We start from the raw sequence: 17,250 nt of genomic DNA on the forward strand, positions 1-17,250 counted from the left end.
TGGTCAGTCGGTCAGGAATGCGTCGATCTGGGCCAGGAACTCCGGCCAGGCCGGCTCCGAGGCGGTGAGCAGATGGTTGCGGCTGTCCAGCAGCACCAGTTGACTGTCCGGGATGAGGGTGGCCAGCTCGCTGGCCTGCGAGGCGGGAACCCGCATGTCGTCGCGGCAGTGCAGGATCAATGTCGGGCACTGCACCCGGTGGGCGATGTCCGAGACGTCGATCCGGGCGAACTCCTCCAGAAACCGGACCCCGTTCGCCGCCGAGGTGGTCCGCCGCTGAAAGCCGATGAACTCTTCCAACTCCTCCGGGGTGCCCTCGGGCAGGAACTGGGAGGCGAAGACGCCGAGGAAACTCGAATCCTGGTGCGCCCAGCCGACCCGGGCCAGGTTCAGATCCAGGGCCGCCTCGTCCCGCTCGGCCTGGCTGCGGGCCCGGACCTGGCGGCCCCGGGCGTACGCGCCGGCGAGGATCAACCGGCTGACCCGCTCCGGCCGGCGCACGGCGTACGCGACCGCCACCGCACCGCCCTGGGAGACACCGAGCAGCGGAAACCGGTCCAGCCCCACCGCCTCGACCACGGTGTCCAGGTCGTCGACCCAGTCGTCGAAGGAGAAGCTCGGCACGTCCCAGTCGGACAGGCCGCACCCCCGCTCGTCGTAGCGGACCAGCTGCCGGTCCCGGGCCAGCCCGTTGAGCCAGTGCGACCACACCGGGGTGGTCCACTCCAGATCGAGATGGGTCATCCAGTTGGCCGCCTTGAGCAGCGGCGGGCCGGATCCGACGGTGGCGTAGGCTATCCGGGTGCCGTCGTCGGCCCGGCAGAACCGGACGACCTGGCGGTCCGCACCGCCGGTCTCCCCGGCGACGACCGACCGGGCCGGTGCCGGTCGGGTCGGGTACGCGGCGGGCTCCGACCCAGGGTCGGCGGAGTCAGCGGCCCTCGTCACCGTCACCGGCATCGCAAACTGGTAGCCCCGCCGGTGCACGGTCCGGATCAGCCGCTGGTGACGGCCGGTGTCACCGACGGCGATCCGGGCGGTACGCAGCCCGGTGGTCAGCGCCGCCTCGCTGACGAAACGGTCGCCCCAAACCTGGTCTAGCAGTTCGTTCTTCGTCACCACCCGGTCCCGATGCTCGATCAGGTACTGCAGGAGGTCGAGCGCCCGGGGCTCCACGTGGACCGGTTTACCGGACCGCCGCAGCTGGTAGCGGGCCATATCCAGTTCGTACTCGCCGAAGCGGTAGGTGTCGCCGGCCATCGGCTGAGCGTACCGCCCAATTCGCGCCCACCCCTCGGCGGACGATCTTGAGCTCCGACTGGTGTGGGCCCGGATGCGCAGGTCAGCAGCACCTCTCACAGTCGGACTGTTTGAGACCCGACAGAAATGGTGTAGCGTTCCGGTCAGAATTGGCGTTGCAGTGATCACATAAATCCACCGCACGGGTCACCGACCGCAATCCTTCCTCATATTTTCCTCAGTGAATCCTTCGATCGCCACCAAGTCTGCGCGGTTCAGCGCTGCAAGGCTTCGTGCTATGACATTCCTGCAACGCCGTCGGATGTTCCGACACGCCCGCACCGCGACCGTCCTGTCCGTACTGATGCTGGGTCCGATGCTCGCCGTGAGCACCCCGGCCGCCGCCTCCGCCGCCGTGCCCACCGCGGAGATGGCCGACTGTCTGCTCTACGAGTCGACCGACGAGCTGGCCTGCTACCGCGACTTCCGGACCGCGATGAAGGTGGCGACCGACGGCGCGGTGACCGACGCCCCGCGTGACGGCAGCCGACTCGACGCGGCAACCACCGAGCGGATCGCCGCCGCTGGCGAGACCGCCAGCCGCAGCATGGCATCGGGTACGTCCGCAGCCGCCCAGGTCGTCCTCGGGATCGCGTACCGGGACGCCAACTTCTCGGGCGGCTCGCTGAGCATGATCTCGCAATCCGGCACCTGCAGTGGCGGCAAGTACTTCTACTTCAACAACCTCGCCAGCGCTGGCTGGGGCGACGTGATCAGCTCGTACAAGAACGTCACCGACTGCGCCAGCAACTATTACGTCAACACCAACCAGTCCGGCACCCCCCACATGTGGTACTCGCACGATTGGCTCGCGCGGGTGCCCGCCGACAACCAGTACAGCTCGGTCAGGTTCTGGGACGGACCGTCCCGCGCGGAGCTCTTCGAGCACTGCGACAGCCGGGCCGTGTCCTGCCGGTTCGTTGCGGGAACGCCGGTGACCGAGACCACCGCCGGCTTCCACGAGGTCGCCTCGCACTTCAACTGCACCCCGTACGACAACAGCCTGTCGGTCGAATGGTCCGACACCACCGGTGGGTCGATCAGCATGACCGCCAAGGTCCCCGCGACCACCTTCGGCTCCAGCGCGCTGAGCAACGTGTCGACGAGCATCAGCCAGAGCATCGGCCGACAGTGGGCCTGGGAGTCGACAGTCTCCCGGACCACGTCGCTCAACGCCGGCCCGTCGGGCTGGGCCGCGCTGGACCGCAGCCCCAAGCTGCAGACCGCCCAGGGCACGATCGAGATCAAGCTGAAGAACAAGGCATGGGGCCGCAAGGAGTGGTACATCTGGGACTTCGAGGCGACCGTCGAGGTCCCCGACCACCTGGGCGTCACCCGGTCCCGGGGCGGCCCGATGACCGAGGCCCAGATCGCTGAGCTCTGCACCGATCAGGCCCGCCGGGCTGCCGCGCCGACCCGCTTCGAGACCCGCCGCGAGCTCGCCGACGACCGGCCGGCCACCGCCAGCTGATCCCTGCCCCGCCTTCCGGCCCGGGGTGTCCGCTGGCGGACACCCCGGGCCGGGTGCCTTGTGAGGCCGCGACCTACCGGTCAGAGTCGCCGCAGGACTCCGGTGCGCGGTTCCATCAGCGCGGCGAAGTGGTCAACGAGTCGTCGTACCACCGCCGCGTCCCGCACCACCACCCCGACTTCCAAATTGTCCGACAGCGCCCGGTCGGTCAGGTTGGCGCTGCTGACCAGCGCGGCCTCGGTGTCGGCGGCGATCACCTTGGCGTGCAGGGCCGGAAGTGACCGGCCCGGCTGTCGTCGCGCCGCCGGCCAGTGCCAGCAGGTGACCCGGTCACCGAGGCCGGCGAAGACGTCGGCTCCGGTCACCCCGCGCAGCGGTCCGCCGTCGGCGGCGCCGCTCTCGGACACCAGGTCGACCCGGACGCCGCGGTCGGCGGCGGCGGACACCTCGGCGACGACCTCGGCGACGCCGTACGCGGCGAAACTGACCATCAGCAGCGACCGGCGGGCCTGCCGGATCAACTCGACCACCACCGACCGGGTCAGCCGAACCGCGACAGCCGGGCTACTCGGCCCGCTGACCACCACTTCGGTACGCCGCGCCTCGGCCCGTCGCTGCAGGTGGGCGGCGCTGCGCAGAGCGAGCGCGACGGCCGGGCCGGGCAGGCCGGGGGCGTGGGTCCGCCAAGCGGTGACCAGCCGCCGGGCGTGACCGGCGACCGCGTACCCCGGTCGGGCGTCGGTCAACGCGGCTTCCACAGTGGCGTCCGGCCGGGCGACCGACGCCAGGACGCCGGCCCACCCGGCGACGTGCCCGGCCGGCAGCTCGGCGGCCAACTCGGCGACGGTCTGCGCCATGGCCTCGGACGGGTTCACCGCTGGCAGCCGGTCACCGGAAGAAGCCGCACTCGTTGTCGGCGAGGGTGTCGACCAGCAACGACCGGTCCAGGTAGTGGTTGCCGCCTTCGCAGGACGTTTCGGCGGCGTACAGGCAGGCATGGCAGGCGGCTCCGGCGAGCCGGCCGTGCACCGTCGGGTCGTGTTCGGCGCAGAGCGGGTCGGAGCTGCACAGCCGGGCACCGTCCAACGCGCGGTCGATCAGCGGGCCGAGCCGGTCGGCCCGGCCGAGGGAGACCAGCCCGCCGAGGGTGCCTTCGCTGTCCGGGGCGGCGGTGTAGAGCAGCACCCCGGCCATCGGCGAGTCGCCGGCACGCGCGTACACCCGCTCGCCGATGCCGGAGGCGCTGTAGCCGCACTCCAGCGCCAGCTCCCGGATCAGGGTGTGCGCGAGGGTGTGCAGCAGCAGGTAGCGCAGGCCGGGCCAGGCTCCGAGGGGTAGTTCGCGCTGCGCCCGCCACTTCTCGTGGGCCCGGATCAGCAGCTGTTCGCGGGCTTTGACCGCGGGGTCGTGCTCCCAGGCGACGATGCGTTCCTCGGCGAACCGCAGGAAGATGCCTTCACCGCGGGTTTCGGCGCACGGCACCCAGGTGGGCGGCTCGGCGGACAGCGGTGCGCGGCACTGGTCGGGGGTGTCGAGCACGTCGCGTTCGGGGGCGTCGATGCGGGTGAAGCCGTACAGTGCGGCGACCCGACGCAGCCGGGGCACCAGCACCACCTGGCTCAGCCAGTCCCGGTGCCCGGCCGGGACCGGCTCCGGTCGGGTGGTGAAGTCCGGCAGTGCCGCGCCGACGCTGGCGGTGAACGCGCGCCACTCGGGCAGGTGCAGGTCGAGATTGTCCCAGTCACCGCCGCCGGGGGCGTCGCCGGCTTCGTGCCGCCGCTGGATCGCCGCCCACACCTTGTCCACTCCGTGCGGTTGCAGCTCGGGCCAGCAGGTCTGGGTGGGCAGGATCATCGTTCCGGTCTGCGCTGGCAGCGGGGCGAGCACGCTCAGCGTCGGCCAGAACTCGGCGACCAGGTGGTCCACCGGGTGTTCGGCCTTCGGCACGCTGAACACCGCCGCCTGCATGGCGAACCAGCTGTTGGTGGCGCCGAGCGCCAGGGTGCGCGGCGGCGCGTCGCACGGTTCGTAGCTGCCCAGGTGCGGGTGGCGGCCCCGGCAGGCGGGCAGGTTGCGGTCGGCGAGCCCGATCGCGTCCGAGATGGGCCGGCTGGCGTGGCATCCGTTGGCATCGCAGGTGACGAAGATGTTGGTGGTCTCGCCGGTGCTGCCGCGTTCGGACAGTTGCAGCGGGTGCCCGGCACCCGGGTCGCTGCCCCGGTGCGCAAAGTACGACCAGGGGAAGTCGTCGAGGTGGCCGTTTCCGCAGGCCAGCACGAACCGGGCCGGTACGGCGGTGGGTCGGCCGCCGCCGTTGCCGCGGCAGGTGTGCACGTAGCGGACCTTGTCCGGCGTCGGCGCCGAGACCAGCTCGAACAGACCCGACTCGACTGGGGCGAGTTGGTTGCACCGGGTGTCGGAGCAACGCAACCAGGCGGGAAACAACGCGACCGGCACCCCGATGCGGGCCCATTCGGCGTACGGGTCGGAGGTTTCCGGCAGGTGCGGCGGCAGCCGCAGCGCCTGCACCTGGTGACCGAGTTTGGCGCGCATCGCGGCGAGCAGCCGGTCCTCGGTGATGACGGTGGCGCGGGCCAGCTCCCAGTGGTCGAGGCCGAGCGGCATCACCGACAGGCTGGGCAGGTCGGCGACGGAGCCGATGCCGTAGGTGTGCAGCAGCTGGTTGGGGCGCAGCGCGCCGACCCGCAGTTGCCGTAGCTGTGGTTCGCTCATGCCGGCGCCTCCGGCCCGTCGGCTCCGCCAGCGGCCCCACCGGCAGCGGCCCCGGTGCCGGTCGCCGGATCGACGCGGGGCACGAACGGTGGCGGTGGTTCCGCCATGGCGGCCCCGGCGAGCTGCAGCTGCAGCTGTACGCCGGGTTCGACGTCGCGCAGCGAGGTGGGGCAGGTGGTCTGCCGCCAGCGGCCCTCCTCGGGGCGGTGCAGCAGCCCGGCGGTGTCGTCGCTGCGGCGTGGTTTGTCGTACGCGAGCCGCCGGGCGGGCATGGCCCGTTCCCGCGCCCACGCGTCGAGCCGCGCTTCCAGCTCGTCCTCGACGCGTAGCCGTACGGCGTTGTCGGCGGCGACGTCGCTGCGTCGGGCGAGGAAACGCACCACGTGGTCGGTGAGGGGGCCGTAGCGGTCGAAGTGCTGGGCGCTCAGGTTGCCGTTGTAGGTGCGTTCCAGGTTGCGGATCAGGGCGACCAGCACCCCGGTCAATCCGCGGTCGATGGCCCGTTCGGCGAACGGGGTGACCGACAGCGCTTCGACCTGGCGGTAAACGGTGGCGTGGAAATGGTCGAAGCGTTCGTAGTGCGACAGGTCGCGGGGCCGGGCCCAGTTGTAGACGGTGAAGACGATGCCGGGGGCGGCGCGGCCGACCCGGCTGGTGGCCTGGATGTACTCGGCGGCCGACTTGGGCTGGTTGGCGACGACCATCACGCCGAGCCGGGACACGTCGACCCCGACGGAGATCATGCTGGTGGCGAGCAGCACGTCGATCGGTCTCGGGCCGGCTTTGCCGCGCCCGCCGGTGAACCGGACGGCGAGCCGGTCCAGCAGCGGCCGGATCGCGTCGGAGGGCATCCGGGAGGTCAGCTCCTCCAGCAGCGGGTCGTAGCGGCGGGCGAGGCCGCGTTCGTCAGCGCGGGTAAGTCGGGTGGAGACGTCGTCTTCGACGAGGCGTCGCATGCCGCCGAGGTCGCGCAGGCTGTTGAAGTAGCCGACCAGGGTCATGTACGGGTCGGTGACGTCGTTGCGGCCGTAGCGTTCGTGCAGCTTCTGGGCGGCGCCGAGGACCGACACGTAGACCCGGATCAGGGTCGACTTGATCCGGGTGCCGTGGGCGCAGATGCCGATGTAGCGCCGGCCGGGACGCTGGTCGGGGTGACGTTGGCGGGCGAAGAAGCTGTCGGCGGCGTCGAGACCGGGCGGCGGGAACACTTCGGTGCTGCGGTGGAACAGCGCGCCGATCTGCTGGTGGGCTCGGCGGACCGTCGCGGTGGAGGCGATCACCTTGGGCCGGGTCGAGTGGCCGGTCATCGGCTGCCAGGTGGCGAGCCGGTCGACGGCGGTCTCGTAGAGGCCGACGAGGGAGCCGAGCGGCCCGGAGATCAGGTGCAGCTCGTCCTGGATGATCAGGTCGGGGGGTCGCAGTCGGGGACAGTCGACGATGCGGGCCGGGCCGGCGTTGCCGGTGGCCCGGTGGTACGTCGCTTCCCAGTCGGTGCGCTCCAGGTCTTCGGTGACGTAGCCGTGCCGTTCACAGCGCCGGCTGACCTGCCCGAACAACGCTGAGGTCTCGCCCTTCCAGGCCAGTTGGGCGAACTTGTCGACGGTGGCGATCAGCAGGGCCGGCGGGTGCCGGTAGATCTCCTCGTCGACCACGAGCACCGGCAGCCCGCGCTGGTCGTCGGGCCGGCCGAAGCCGGCGAGCTCGCCGAACGGGCATTCGACGTCGGGGCAGCGCACCAGGGTCCGGCGGTACGTCGGGTCGATCATGATGTCCCGGCCGGGTTCGATCCGGCTGCCGCACCACGGGCAGCTGGTCAGCTGGTGCGGCGATCCGTGGCCCCGGGTGGCGGCACCGCGACCGCCGCGCTGCTGCTGCAGCCACTGCCGAGCCTGGTCGGTGTGGTTGGGGGTGACCTTGCCGCCGACCCACAGTCCGATCCGGATCGGCGTGTCGCCCCAGGTGGTTTCGTCGGCCAGGCGCAGCGTCTCGGCGGCGCAGATCAGGGTGGCGGCCCGCTCGAACTGTTGGATGGTGAGCAGCCGCAGCGTGTAGCGCATCAGCACGGCGAGGCCGTCGGCGGCGACCAGTCCGCCGTGGGCGGGTTGCAGCCGGCGGATCGCGATGGTGAAGGCGGTCAACCCGAGGTACGCCTCGGTCTTGCCGCCACCGGTGGGGAACCACAGCAGGTCGGCGACGGCCCGCTGCTGGTCCTCGGTGCGTTCGGCGTGCCGGGGGTCGGCCAGCGATGGCAGATTGATCAGCAGGAAGGCGAGCTGGAACGGCCGCCAGCGGTGGTTGTCGGGCTGGTCGGCGGCGGCGGTCGCCGCCGCGAGCCCGAGGCCGGGGTGTTCGCGCCGGGCGGCGGCAACGTTGGTGTGCACCCGTTGCAGGTACATCGCCTGGTTGGCGAAGCCGAAGGCGCGGCGGGCGGCCGGGTCGGTGGCGAGCAGGCCGATGCCGGCGGCGATCCGGTCGGCGGCCCGGCGGGCGTCGCGCAGCGCCTCGGTGACCTGCTGCCGGTGTTCGGTGAGCCGGCGGTGCGGCTGGTCGGCGGCGGCTTCGTTGCCGGCGATCCAGGCCCGGTAGCCGTCGACGAGCGGGGTCAGCGCCGCCAGCAGCGGATCACCGGCCAAACCGCGTGCCGTGCCTTTGGCCGGGGCGGCCGGCGGGGTGGCGGCCAGCTCGGCGAGGCGTTTCATGTCGAGCTCGACGGCGGCCAGCTCCGGCAGATCGGGGTCGGTGTCGGCGGTCGGCACGTCGGTGAACGGCAGTTCGTGTACGGGCACCGGGCAGGTGCGGATCCGGTGGGCGCGCAGCGCGGGGTCACCGGCGGCTGCCGGGTCGGCCCGCACGGCGGTGCCGTGGCCGACGGCGTACTCGGGATGGAAGCGGTAGGCCATCGCCAGCCGGCGGCGTTCGGCCTGGTCGGAGGCGTCGCCGCCGGTGATCTGCTCGGGTCGGGGCCAGAAGACCGGCTGGTCGCCGTCGCCGGTGGCGGACAGCTCTACCTGGAAGATCCAGGAGCTGGCGTCGCGCCGCGCGCCGGGCCGCTGCCGGTTCTCCAGAAAGAGGGAGATCAGCCAGCGGCCGTCGCGGCGACGGGCCCGGCCGCGTACCACGATGTCGGGTTGGTCCGGGTCGGGGGCCTGCGGCGGCAGCGGGCCTTCGGCGAGTACGACGATGATGGTGCCGCCGTAGCTCTGGCGCTGCCAGACCCGGCCGGCGTATTCCTCGCGCTGCGAGGTGGCCCGGTCGTAGCGGCCCCAGCCGCCGGTGACCCGCAGCGCGGTGGCGGCACCGTCCACGGTGGCGGTGAAGCCGAGGGCGGATGGGGCGAGGCTGGGCACGTTGGGGGCGCTCGGCTCCGGCTGGCCCTCCATGATGTCCGGTGCGCTGGCGTCGGAGAGCTCGTCCTGGGTGTCGGGCTCGACGGCTTGGCCGTTGGGGGCGAGCCGGCCGAGCAGGTAGCGGTCGAGCGGGCTCTCCTTGGCGGCGAACTCCTCGTCCGGCCCGTCGAGCGGCCCGAGCAGGTCGGCCAGGACCAGCGCCTGCAGCTCGTCGCGGATCACGCCCGCGTCTGGTCTGCCGAGTACGCCCGCCTCACCCATGCCCGCCACCGTAACGGCTCCCCACGACACCGTCCTCATGCGATCGGCTGTACCCGTCGGTCTGGCAAGAACGATCACTACCCAGACGTACACCTCGTCGGCGAGACCGTTTGCGTCGAGCACTCAAGACCTTGTGTTGATCACATTGGACACATACGGTGGCTGTCAGGAGTCAATCAAGGGCCTGCCTATGCGGTTGCTGGCGTCCAACGGCGCGTTGGAAATTGCGCATGACGAAGTCGGTGGTTACCTAGCTCGGGATGGGTACGTGCTGATCAGACAGGCCAGAGCCGTCGAGGTAAGCAGGCTGCTCAAGACTTGGACTCTGCCGGTTGATCACCCTCACCAAGCTCAACCGGGAGTAACAGTGATCGATCCTTCCAAAACACCTTCCGATGTGTTGAACGCTGCCGGATTCTCCCGAACCGCCCTCCTGCCACATACCGACCGAAGCCTGCACGTCGAACCACCCAGCTTGCTGGCTTCCCTGACCGTCATCCCTGCTGACGTCGGCGGAGCTGGCGTGGTAGTCGACGGAGCATACGTAGCAGCGGAGCTTCGAGGTCAGTTTGGTGCCGAGGCGGTTGCCGGGGTGTCACTGTCGATGTCCGGCCAGGAGGAAGTACAGGCGATATTCGGATCACGCGATGGCTTCCAGCGGATCCGCTACCGCGACGACGAGATCGCCTGGCCATGGCATCGTGATCGACCTGCGGAGATAACTGCCAGGCTTCGACAGTTGATCAAGGACGCGTCAGCGCCATTGGCACTCGGCTGCGGCGACGGTTACCTGTTGCACAACCACCGCACGCTACATGGACGTTCAGCGTTCACCGGTAGGCGCTGCGTTATCCGATTCCTGGCGAAAGTCAAGGAGGGCCACCCGTACGCCTGGCTCAACAGGGGGTTCCGGCGTGCGGATTCCTGAGCCCAGGCGCAGCGCCGAGGATCGACGGCGCAGGTCATTGCTGGCACAGGCGCTGTCTAAGACTCCCCCAGCCCGGGACGCCCGCTTCCCGCATGTGGTCCGGGACATCCTAGAGAAGGTCGATGACCCAGAGGCCGATCTGCACGCCATCGTCGATACCCCAAGGCTGCCCCGCCGTGTTCGGTTCGCCGCGTTCTACGCGCTGCTGCTGCGACTACGACGGGAAGAGCGACACGGCGAGTACGCCGCCATGGTCCGACGGTACGAGGACCAGTTCGGTACCGAGCCGTACTTCCACACATTCCGGGCGATCTCGGCCAGAATGCGTGGCGACCTTGCCTCTTTGCGCAGCTCAGTAGAGTTCTCCAGGCAGGCCGTCGACCTGATGCCAGATGTGCCCGCGGTGGTGCATCAACTCGCGGCATTCTGGGTCGAGTACCTCGAACGCCTGGACAAGGGTGCCCCCGCGCAAGATCTTGACCAGGTTGAACGGCACGTCGATCGAGCGATCGCCCTCTCGCAGGGCAAGCTGGCACACTACTTCGAGACAAAGGGGCGGGTCCTGGCATTGCGCGGAGAGTTCGAGGCGGCCAGGGTATCCGTCGCTCAAGCTATCGAGCTCGAACCCCGCAGCTCAAGGGATTACCTGCGAAGACTCACCCAGTACCAGGCCACACGGGTCCGAGTCGATCTTCTGGAGGAACGATCAAGGTGGTTCCGGGCACAGGACCGGCTACGTAAAGAGCTGACCGAGTTCAAGACACAGCAACTACAGCTACTCGGGTTGTTGGCAGCGGTGGTTGCGTTTGTAGCCACTGCTGGTAATGTCGCGAGCCAGAGCAAGGGTGCCGACGGGATTCGCCTGATGTTGGTCGCGGCCGGCGCGATTGGCCTGGTCTTCGGCACCTTCTCGCTCATCAACAACAGCAGCGTGTGGCGTGTTGGAGTGGTCGCCACGCTCGCATCTGGCCTGATCGCGACCGGGATGTTCGTTCCGGATTCGTGGATGCCGTGAAGAGGATCAAGATGAAGGTTCGGGATTCGGTCACCACAGCCGGCGGGGCCAGGTCGAACGAGGACCGGGTGGGCCACGCGGGTTCGCTGGCCTGGGTGATCGACGGTGCCACCGATCTGTACGACGACGCGGCTCTGCCCGCAGAGCGCGACGTGGTGTGGCTGGTCGATTTGGTCGGATCGCTGCTCACGGACGCCGGGACGGACGGCTATCAGGGCAGTGGCACCGACCTGTTGGAGCGGATCGCCGTCGAGGTGCAGCGGCGGCAGGAGGTGTACGGCTTCCCGCCGGATCGGACGCCGCCGGCCTGCTCGATCGGGCTCTGCATCGACCAGGGCGACGGCTTCGAGATAACCCGGATCGGCGACGCCACCGCTGTCATCGACGGTGACACCACCCGCGTCCTCGCCACCAGCTACTTCGACGGGCGGGAGGCGGCGGCGGTGCGGGCCCACGAAACCGACCCGGCAAAGGTCGTCGCGGCCATGCAGCAGCGACGCCGGCACACGATGACCTCCGGTGACGTCGAGTCGGTCTTCTCCGGCCACCCGCAGCGCAGCCTCGTCCCGCACCAGATCACCGCAGACTGGGCAGGGACCAGCCACATCCTGCTCTGCACGGACGGGTTCGCCCGGCTGGTCACCGACTATCAGCTCTACCCGGGATGGTCCGAGGTCGTCGCCGAGGCCCGGGAGCGTGGGGTGGCGTACCTGGAGAAGTTGATCCGGCAGACGGAGAGCGACCCGGCCGTCGGCGGTGACCGTTTCAAACGCGCCGACGACGTCGCCGCCGTCCTGATCTGCACGGGCTGAGGCAGTACAGATGGGAGCATCTGCCATGTCCGACCGGCCGCCGTACCTCGTCGAACGCAACCCGGGCTACTTCGAGTACCAGTTGCCGATCTCGGTGAAGCTGGTCGTCGACCACCACGGTCGGGTGCCGCTGCTGAAGAACGAGCGCGACGAGTGGGAGCTACCCGGCGGCAAGCTGGAGGTCGGCGAATCCCCGGAGCAGGGCGTCTGCCGAGAGGTAGCCGAGGAGCTGGGCCTGACCATCACCGGCGTACAGATCATCGACTCGTGGGTGTACGAGATCACCCCGCTCCGACACGTGTTCATCGTCAGCTTCGGTGCGGTCTACACCGGCGCCGAGAAGTTGACCTACACCGACGAGCACAAGGAACTCGGTGTGTTCAGCTACGACGAGGTGCCCGACCTGCACATGCCGGCACCGTACAAAGCGACGATCACCCGCTGGCGTGACCTCGTCTCCGGTTCGACGCAACCCGCGTCGACATGACCAGGCGGGAAAGCCACCGCCGCCAGGCTGGCCAGCCCACTCGGGTGCTCCTCGCCGCGCTGTCGGCCGCGGTGTGTTTCGGCTGTACGTCGAGTCCGCCGGTCTCCGTGGCCGAGTCGGACCCGGCGCTGCTCGTCCACGACGTCCGACGCGGCGGCGACGACGCGCAGATCGACGGCTATCTGCGTCACCTGGCCGACGCGGACTGCTTCGTCCTCGAACCGGACGCGGCGACCGGGCCGGACGGGATGCGCAACGTCGCCGTCTGGCCGCCCGGCACGACGGTGTGGCGGGACGGTGGGCAGGTCGCCGGGGTCGAGGCGCCAGGCCGGGAGCCGATCGCGATCGGCAGCCGGGTCGTCGGCGGTGGCGGCTACGCCAACCCCTCGACCAGCGACCTCGACCTGCCCGAGGTGTCCCCCGACTGCCTGACCGGCGGCGGCGAGTTCGCCATGCTGCACACCATCACCAGCGTCACGCCGTGAACGACAGGATTGCGATCGACCACCGGATCATGGCTTCGCCGCACAGGCGCTCGATCAGCGAGCGCTTCCGCTGCGGCTGACCCCATAGGATCTCCGTCGGCAGGTTGACGCAGCGTCGAAGCGGAGTGTGGGTGTCGGATCCGGGGAGCGCGACCGAGCCGGGTAGCAGCAAGGGCTGGTGGCCGTTGGCTGGTGGCTTTGGCGTTGCCACGCTGGGTCACGCACTGGCCGTCGCCGCCCTGGCGATCCCGGTCATGAAGCTCGGCCCGTCAGATCCCAACGCAAACCTGGATGCCGGGGACCGGTTCGGCGTCTTCTACGGGGTGTTGTGCACCTACGCTGCCGTACATGTGCTCCTGTTGAATGTCGGCCTTGTCTTTGTCTGGTCCGAACGCGGCAGTCGAATGTTCAAGCGAGGGCTGGTCTTCGGCTGGGTCGGCGGCTGGGCCTTGGTCATTGCCATCGTTACCGCGTGGCTTGCGCTCGCGGAGTCGTAGCGCCCTCCCCGCCGGTTTCGGCGGGCAGTCGGTTGAGGATGCCGTTGACGGCTTCGATCAGCTCTGCTGTGCCGCGTACGACGTGGACGCCCGGCCTGTTGGCCAGGGCTTGCGCCCACTGGCTTTGCAGGGCGTGGCTAGTCAAGATCACCGGCCGGCCGTGCCCGAGGGCAAGGCGAGCCTGGATCCGGGCACCGCTGGTCTCGCCAGCTTCGACGATGAGGGTCGCTGCCGCGTACCCGCTCATCACCGCGTTGCGCATCGGGAAGCTCTGCCGGGTAGGGCCGGCGTCGGGCCAGAACTGGCTGACCACCAGGCCGACTTCGGCGGTGTGGTCCTGCAGCCGCCGGTTGGCCGACGGATAGTAGTTGCGGATGCCGGTGCCGATGACCGCGACGGTCCGGCCACCAGCGGCGAGGGCTGCGGTGTGGGCGGCGGTGTCGATGCCGTGAGCCAACCCGCTGGCGACCGTCACTCCCCGGTTGGTCAGCGACTCGGCTACCGATCGCGCGATGCTCAGTCCACGCGCTGACGCCTTGCGGCTGCCGATGACGGCTATGGAAGGGTCGTTGGCCCAGAGCTGGCCACGGGTAAACAGCAGCGGAGGCGCCTCCTTGATGCCGCGCAACTGGGCCGGGTAGCTGTCGTCTGAGAAGGTGTGTACGCCGATCCCGTCCGCCCGCCACCCGGCGATCTCGTCGGCAGTGGCTGCGATCAGCTCAGCAGTAGAGCCGGTCGTGACCGAAAACAGTGTCTCGGCCTGACACAGCACCGGGTCTGGCATCGGACCTCCCAAATTCAGTCAACGGCTGGGCCGGGTGCCGGACTCGTAGGCCAGCGCCCAGGCAACGTCACTCGGGGTCAGGGCGTACATCTCGGCGATCGTCTCGGGGTCGGTGCCTGCCGGCGACGGTCTCGGTGCTCACCCCGCCGATGGCGGGCCGGCCGAAGCGGACGTCGGGCCGGACGCGTACCGGCGAGTCCGGGTCGGGGTCGGGTCGGTAACTGGCCGCGGAGTTGCCGGCCCAGCCGATGCGTCGGTGGAAGGCCGCAGCCGGCGGGGTCAGCGTCAGCCGGTTGCCGGTGGTCGTGACCAGCCACCAGCGCGGATGCAGGCCGGCTGCGGCCTGGGCATCCCGGACGAGAGCGCGTCCATCGGTGAAGGCGCGCCGGTCAGCGATCGGGTGCGGCACGCCGAAGTGGTCCCGGAGCAACGCGAGGAAGATCGGCAGTCCGCTCATCGGCGCACGATGCGCCTGTCGGTGTTCCCGCAGGTAGGCGGCTTCGACGAACTCGGCCCAGTCGAGCACCCGCCGGCCGGGCGGGCCGGCTCGGCTGCCGGACGGGTCGGACCGCCGCTGGCGGCCGTCGGTGACGGCCAGCCAGCGGCGCAAGGTCGATGGTGGTACGCGGAGCAGCCGGGCCGCCGCTGCCGCCTCGGTGAACACGGCTATTCGGTGGCGGGTACGAGGACTTCCGAGCCGGACCAGTTGATGTCGAGGTTGCCGAGGTCGCTCTCGGGCTGGTCGTCCTCGTCGAGGATGCTGAAGGTGGCGTGGTAGCAGCCGAACCCGTGGCCGCCGGCCGCGAGGGTCGCGACCGCCCAGCCACGCAGGTTCTCCCCCAGCTTCTCCGGCTGACGTGGGTCGACGGCGACCCGGATGACTCCGAGCAGGTCGTACGTCTGGTCGCGCGTGCCGGCGTTGTCGATGCGGCACAGCGAGAAGCCGTACCGCTCGCCTTCCTCCTGCTGGTAGATCAACTTTCCGAATCGGTACACGGGAACCTCCTGGCATCGGTCCTACTCGGATTTCCTCAAGGATGAGGGCCAGGGAGCTTGATATCAAGTGGCTGAGGGTGTTTACTTCGGAACGAGACCACACTGGCTGATGGCAGAGGAGTTGACACCGGTGCCACCCAAGGGAACCGTCCGGGAGCGCAAGGCCGATCCGTTGACCGAGGGCTCGCCGGTCGTGCAGGCGTGGGAGCTGGGCCTGCGGTTACGGCAGCGTCGCGAGGAAATCGGCATGACCGCTGCTGCGGCCGGCAAGGCCGCCGGCATCATTCAGGCGTACGTGTCCGGCGTGGAAGCCGGCCGGGTCAAGTTGCCGGCGAAGCGGCTTGCCCAGCTCGTCGACATCTACGAGCTGGAGCCGGACGAGGCTGCCGAGTTGGAGGAGCTGCGGGTGGGCGCCGCGCGTCGCGGCTGGTGGCAGGACTACGCCAAGCTCTTCCCGAACGAGTTCCTGCGCTTCCTCGGCTACGAGGCCGGCGCGTCGCGGCTGCGTAGCTTCCACTCCGAGGCCATCCACGGCCTGCTGCAGACCGAGGAGTACGCCCGTGCCGTGATCCGCGGCGGCAACACCGTCGTGCGACTCACCGAGGTGGAGCGACGGGTCGCCGTCCGGATGGCTCGCCAGGTCCGCCTCGACGGCACCGACCCGATCCGGATCAACACAGTGATCAGCGAAGGAGCGCTGCGCCAGCAGGTCGGCGGTCCAGCGGTGATGCGCGACCAGCTCAACCACCTCGTCACCCTGATGACCGAACGGCCGGAGCAGATCGAGATCCGGGTGATGCCGTTCACCGCCGGAGCACATCCTGCGTTCGGTGGTCCGTACGAAATCCTGTCCTTCGCCTCGCCCCGGCTTACCGACCTGGTCTGGCAGGAGATCCTCACCTTCATCGACATCGTCGACCAGTCGGTGCAGGTGAACGACTACGTGGTGACCTTCGCGGAGACCCGTGAGCGCGCGTTAAGCTCGCAGGACTCACTTGCTCTGATCAGCGAGATCGCCAGGGAGATGAGATGACCCCTCAGGCCGGCACTCCGGACCGGGACTGGTTCAAGTCGTCGCGCAGCTCAAGCAACGCGAGTTGCGTCGAGGTCCGCTTCGCCGGCGGCCAGGTGGACGTACGCGATACCAAGGACCGCACCGGCCCGACACTCGCCTTCGGCCCGACGACCTGGACCAGCTTTGTCACCAGCCTCAAGCACAGCCCCACCCAGCCCTGACCCGCAGGACACCAACGAGGGTGGGCTCCCCCGAAGTCAACCGCAAGGGCTGGTCCGGTAACCCCGGGTCAGCCCACCCAACCCCGGCAGCACCACCCGCGCCCGCTGGCACCTCCAACGCAGCCAAATAGACCGCTACTACATCCTGGCATTCAGAAATGAACTTCAGGATCAGGTTTTCGAAGCGACCAGTAAGAGCGCCACCAAGACCAGGATGAGTGGACCGACAGCAATAATTGCAATTGCAGACTGCGGCACGGGCGGTGCCATCTCCGCGCCGGTTCGTGGATCGATGACTCGATCACCCTTTCTACGCCGCCGCACTATCAACCACATTGCGACAGACAGCAGAGCGACTTGGCCCAATATCACCGAAAGAAGCGCAGGAGATCCAACGACGTTGGATTGCCCAGTCAGCAGCTGATGTAGACCTCGGACCAGAAGCGCCACAGCGGCAGCGAACAGCACCGCAGCGGCGATCGCACTCCGAGTTAGCGCTGCAAAGGTCGTCCTCCATCCGCCTCGCCGACGACCGAGCACTCGAGCCAGTTCATTTGCGTATTCGACCGGCTCGCCGAACGCAAGTCGAGGGTCCTCGCCGCTCTCGATGGGCGGAGTCAAACGGTCATGGCGACACCCGGTAAAATGATCTTGGGTGTCGAGTGATTGGGTGGTAGATGAGCGGGTCTTCTCCGTTGACGATTGAGGAGCGAGAAACGATCTCGCGGGAGTTGAGCCGGGGCGGTGATTCGGTGTCAGCTCGGACGATCGGAAGGTTGCTCGGGCGGCACCATTCGACGATCGCTCGGGAGATCGCGCGGAACGGTGGATCGTGGGATTACCGTGCGGTCGAGGCGCAGGCGCGTTGCGACGGGAATCGTCTGCGACCGAAGCCACGT

General features: G+C 69.2%; 17 protein-coding genes. 10 read left to right on the forward strand and 7 right to left on the reverse strand.

Annotated elements, in window-relative coordinates; all coding sequences use genetic code 11:
* Positions 1-3: 3 nt before the first annotated feature.
* Complete coding sequence (locus ACFHWU_RS24065) at positions 4-1,260, reverse strand: alpha/beta fold hydrolase (protein ID WP_416591643.1); 1,257 nt, start codon at positions 1,258-1,260, stop codon at positions 4-6.
* Between the two features lie 277 nt (positions 1,261-1,537).
* Between ACFHWU_RS24065 and ACFHWU_RS24070 the strand changes: the two genes are divergently transcribed.
* Complete coding sequence (locus ACFHWU_RS24070; protein ID WP_416591644.1) at positions 1,538-2,770, forward strand: hypothetical protein; 1,233 nt, start codon at positions 1,538-1,540, stop codon at positions 2,768-2,770.
* Between the two features lie 80 nt (positions 2,771-2,850).
* On the opposite strand, the gene drmC is transcribed toward ACFHWU_RS24070, so the two are convergent.
* Genes drmC through drmA form a run of 3 tightly spaced genes read right to left on the reverse strand, consistent with a single transcriptional unit; the run spans position 2,851 to position 9,111 of the window.
* A complete protein-coding gene (gene drmC, locus ACFHWU_RS24075) occupies positions 2,851-3,645 on the reverse strand; it encodes a DISARM system phospholipase D-like protein DrmC (protein WP_416591645.1) in 795 nt (264 codons plus the stop codon).
* A gap of 13 nt (positions 3,646-3,658) precedes the next feature.
* A complete protein-coding gene (gene drmB, locus ACFHWU_RS24080) occupies positions 3,659-5,503 on the reverse strand; it encodes a DrmB family protein (protein WP_416591646.1) in 1,845 nt (614 codons plus the stop codon).
* Complete coding sequence (drmA, locus tag ACFHWU_RS24085) at positions 5,500-9,111, reverse strand: DISARM system helicase DrmA (RefSeq protein ID WP_416591647.1); 3,612 nt, start codon at positions 9,109-9,111, stop codon at positions 5,500-5,502. Before drmA ends, drmB begins: the two co-directional genes overlap by 4 nt.
* 367 nt (positions 9,112-9,478) lie before the next feature.
* On the opposite strand from drmA, the gene ACFHWU_RS24090 reads away from it, so the two are divergent.
* From ACFHWU_RS24090 to ACFHWU_RS24115, 6 genes are all read left to right on the forward strand, one after another.
* Positions 9,479-10,039, forward strand: coding sequence for a hypothetical protein (locus tag ACFHWU_RS24090; protein WP_416591648.1), 561 nt, complete (start codon positions 9,479-9,481; stop codon positions 10,037-10,039).
* Positions 10,026-11,054 carry a hypothetical protein gene (locus ACFHWU_RS24095; protein ID WP_281552497.1) on the forward strand — a complete coding sequence of 343 codons (1,029 nt, stop codon included), beginning with the start codon at positions 10,026-10,028 and terminating at the stop codon, positions 11,052-11,054. The genes ACFHWU_RS24090 and ACFHWU_RS24095 overlap by 14 nt, the downstream gene beginning before the upstream one ends.
* Before the next feature lie 11 nt (positions 11,055-11,065).
* Positions 11,066-11,866: a protein phosphatase 2C domain-containing protein gene (locus tag ACFHWU_RS24100; protein WP_416591649.1), complete on the forward strand. Its 801-nt coding sequence runs from the start codon at positions 11,066-11,068 to the stop codon at positions 11,864-11,866.
* 25 nt (positions 11,867-11,891) lie between these two features.
* Positions 11,892-12,353, forward strand: a complete 462-nt coding sequence (locus tag ACFHWU_RS24105; RefSeq protein ID WP_416591650.1) for an NUDIX hydrolase — start codon at positions 11,892-11,894, stop codon at positions 12,351-12,353.
* Entirely contained in the window at positions 12,350-12,838 is a 489-nt protein-coding gene (locus ACFHWU_RS24110; protein WP_416591651.1) for a hypothetical protein, read from the forward strand. Before ACFHWU_RS24105 ends, ACFHWU_RS24110 begins: the two co-directional genes overlap by 4 nt.
* 131 nt (positions 12,839-12,969) lie before the next feature.
* Positions 12,970-13,335, forward strand: a complete 366-nt coding sequence (locus ACFHWU_RS24115) for a hypothetical protein (RefSeq protein WP_416591652.1) — start codon at positions 12,970-12,972, stop codon at positions 13,333-13,335.
* Here ACFHWU_RS24115 and ACFHWU_RS24120 read toward each other — a convergent pair.
* The 3 genes from ACFHWU_RS24120 to ACFHWU_RS24130 all read right to left on the reverse strand — a co-directional run bounded on the left by ACFHWU_RS24120 (position 13,304) and on the right by ACFHWU_RS24130 (position 15,115).
* The gene (locus ACFHWU_RS24120) at positions 13,304-14,119 is read right to left on the reverse strand and encodes a DNA-processing protein DprA (RefSeq protein WP_416591653.1); all 816 of its coding nucleotides are present in this window, start codon (positions 14,117-14,119) and stop codon (positions 13,304-13,306) included. The genes ACFHWU_RS24115 and ACFHWU_RS24120 overlap by 32 nt on opposite strands.
* A 67-nt stretch (positions 14,120-14,186) precedes the next feature.
* Positions 14,187-14,783 (reverse strand): hypothetical protein, encoded by a 597-nt coding sequence (locus ACFHWU_RS24125; RefSeq protein WP_416591654.1) that lies wholly within the window; start codon positions 14,781-14,783, stop codon positions 14,187-14,189.
* A gap of 2 nt (positions 14,784-14,785) precedes the next feature.
* A complete protein-coding gene (locus ACFHWU_RS24130; protein ID WP_416591655.1) occupies positions 14,786-15,115 on the reverse strand; it encodes a hypothetical protein in 330 nt (109 codons plus the stop codon).
* 130 nt (positions 15,116-15,245) lie between these two features.
* Here ACFHWU_RS24130 and ACFHWU_RS24135 point away from each other — a divergent pair, with 130 nt between their 5' ends.
* The 3 genes from ACFHWU_RS24135 to ACFHWU_RS24145 form a co-directional block, all read left to right on the forward strand.
* Positions 15,246-16,148 carry a helix-turn-helix domain-containing protein gene (locus ACFHWU_RS24135; RefSeq protein WP_416591656.1) on the forward strand — a complete coding sequence of 301 codons (903 nt, stop codon included), beginning with the start codon at positions 15,246-15,248 and terminating at the stop codon, positions 16,146-16,148.
* Positions 16,145-16,351: a DUF397 domain-containing protein gene (locus ACFHWU_RS24140; protein WP_416591657.1), complete on the forward strand. Its 207-nt coding sequence runs from the start codon at positions 16,145-16,147 to the stop codon at positions 16,349-16,351. The genes ACFHWU_RS24135 and ACFHWU_RS24140 overlap by 4 nt, the downstream gene beginning before the upstream one ends.
* Before the next feature lie 677 nt (positions 16,352-17,028).
* Positions 17,029-17,250 (forward strand): helix-turn-helix domain-containing protein (locus tag ACFHWU_RS24145; RefSeq protein WP_416591658.1); only part of this gene is annotated, 222 nt, incomplete at its 3' end.

The sequence above is a fragment of the Micromonospora sp. LOL_015 genome, from assembly GCF_048060275.1.
Lineage (GTDB): Bacteria > Actinomycetota > Actinomycetes > Mycobacteriales > Micromonosporaceae > Micromonospora_E.

What these genes read in the sequence shown, in the direction of transcription:
- ACFHWU_RS24065 (WP_416591643.1), bottom strand. Translation starts at nt 1,260, where the DNA reads ATGGCCGGCGACACCTACCGCTTCGGCGAGTACGAACTGGATATGGCC.
- ACFHWU_RS24070 (WP_416591644.1), top strand. Translation starts at nt 1,538, where the DNA reads ATGACATTCCTGCAACGCCGTCGGATGTTCCGACACGCCCGCACCGCG.
- drmB (WP_416591646.1), bottom strand. Translation starts at nt 5,503, where the DNA reads ATGAGCGAACCACAGCTACGGCAACTGCGGGTCGGCGCGCTGCGCCCC.
- drmA (WP_416591647.1), bottom strand. Translation starts at nt 9,111, where the DNA reads ATGGGTGAGGCGGGCGTACTCGGCAGACCAGACGCGGGCGTGATCCGC.
- ACFHWU_RS24100 (WP_416591649.1), top strand. Translation starts at nt 11,066, where the DNA reads ATGAAGGTTCGGGATTCGGTCACCACAGCCGGCGGGGCCAGGTCGAAC.
- ACFHWU_RS24105 (WP_416591650.1), top strand. Translation starts at nt 11,892, where the DNA reads ATGTCCGACCGGCCGCCGTACCTCGTCGAACGCAACCCGGGCTACTTC.
- ACFHWU_RS24110 (WP_416591651.1), top strand. Translation starts at nt 12,350, where the DNA reads ATGACCAGGCGGGAAAGCCACCGCCGCCAGGCTGGCCAGCCCACTCGG.
- ACFHWU_RS24120 (WP_416591653.1), bottom strand. Translation starts at nt 14,119, where the DNA reads ATGCCAGACCCGGTGCTGTGTCAGGCCGAGACACTGTTTTCGGTCACG.
- ACFHWU_RS24140 (WP_416591657.1), top strand. Translation starts at nt 16,145, where the DNA reads ATGACCCCTCAGGCCGGCACTCCGGACCGGGACTGGTTCAAGTCGTCG.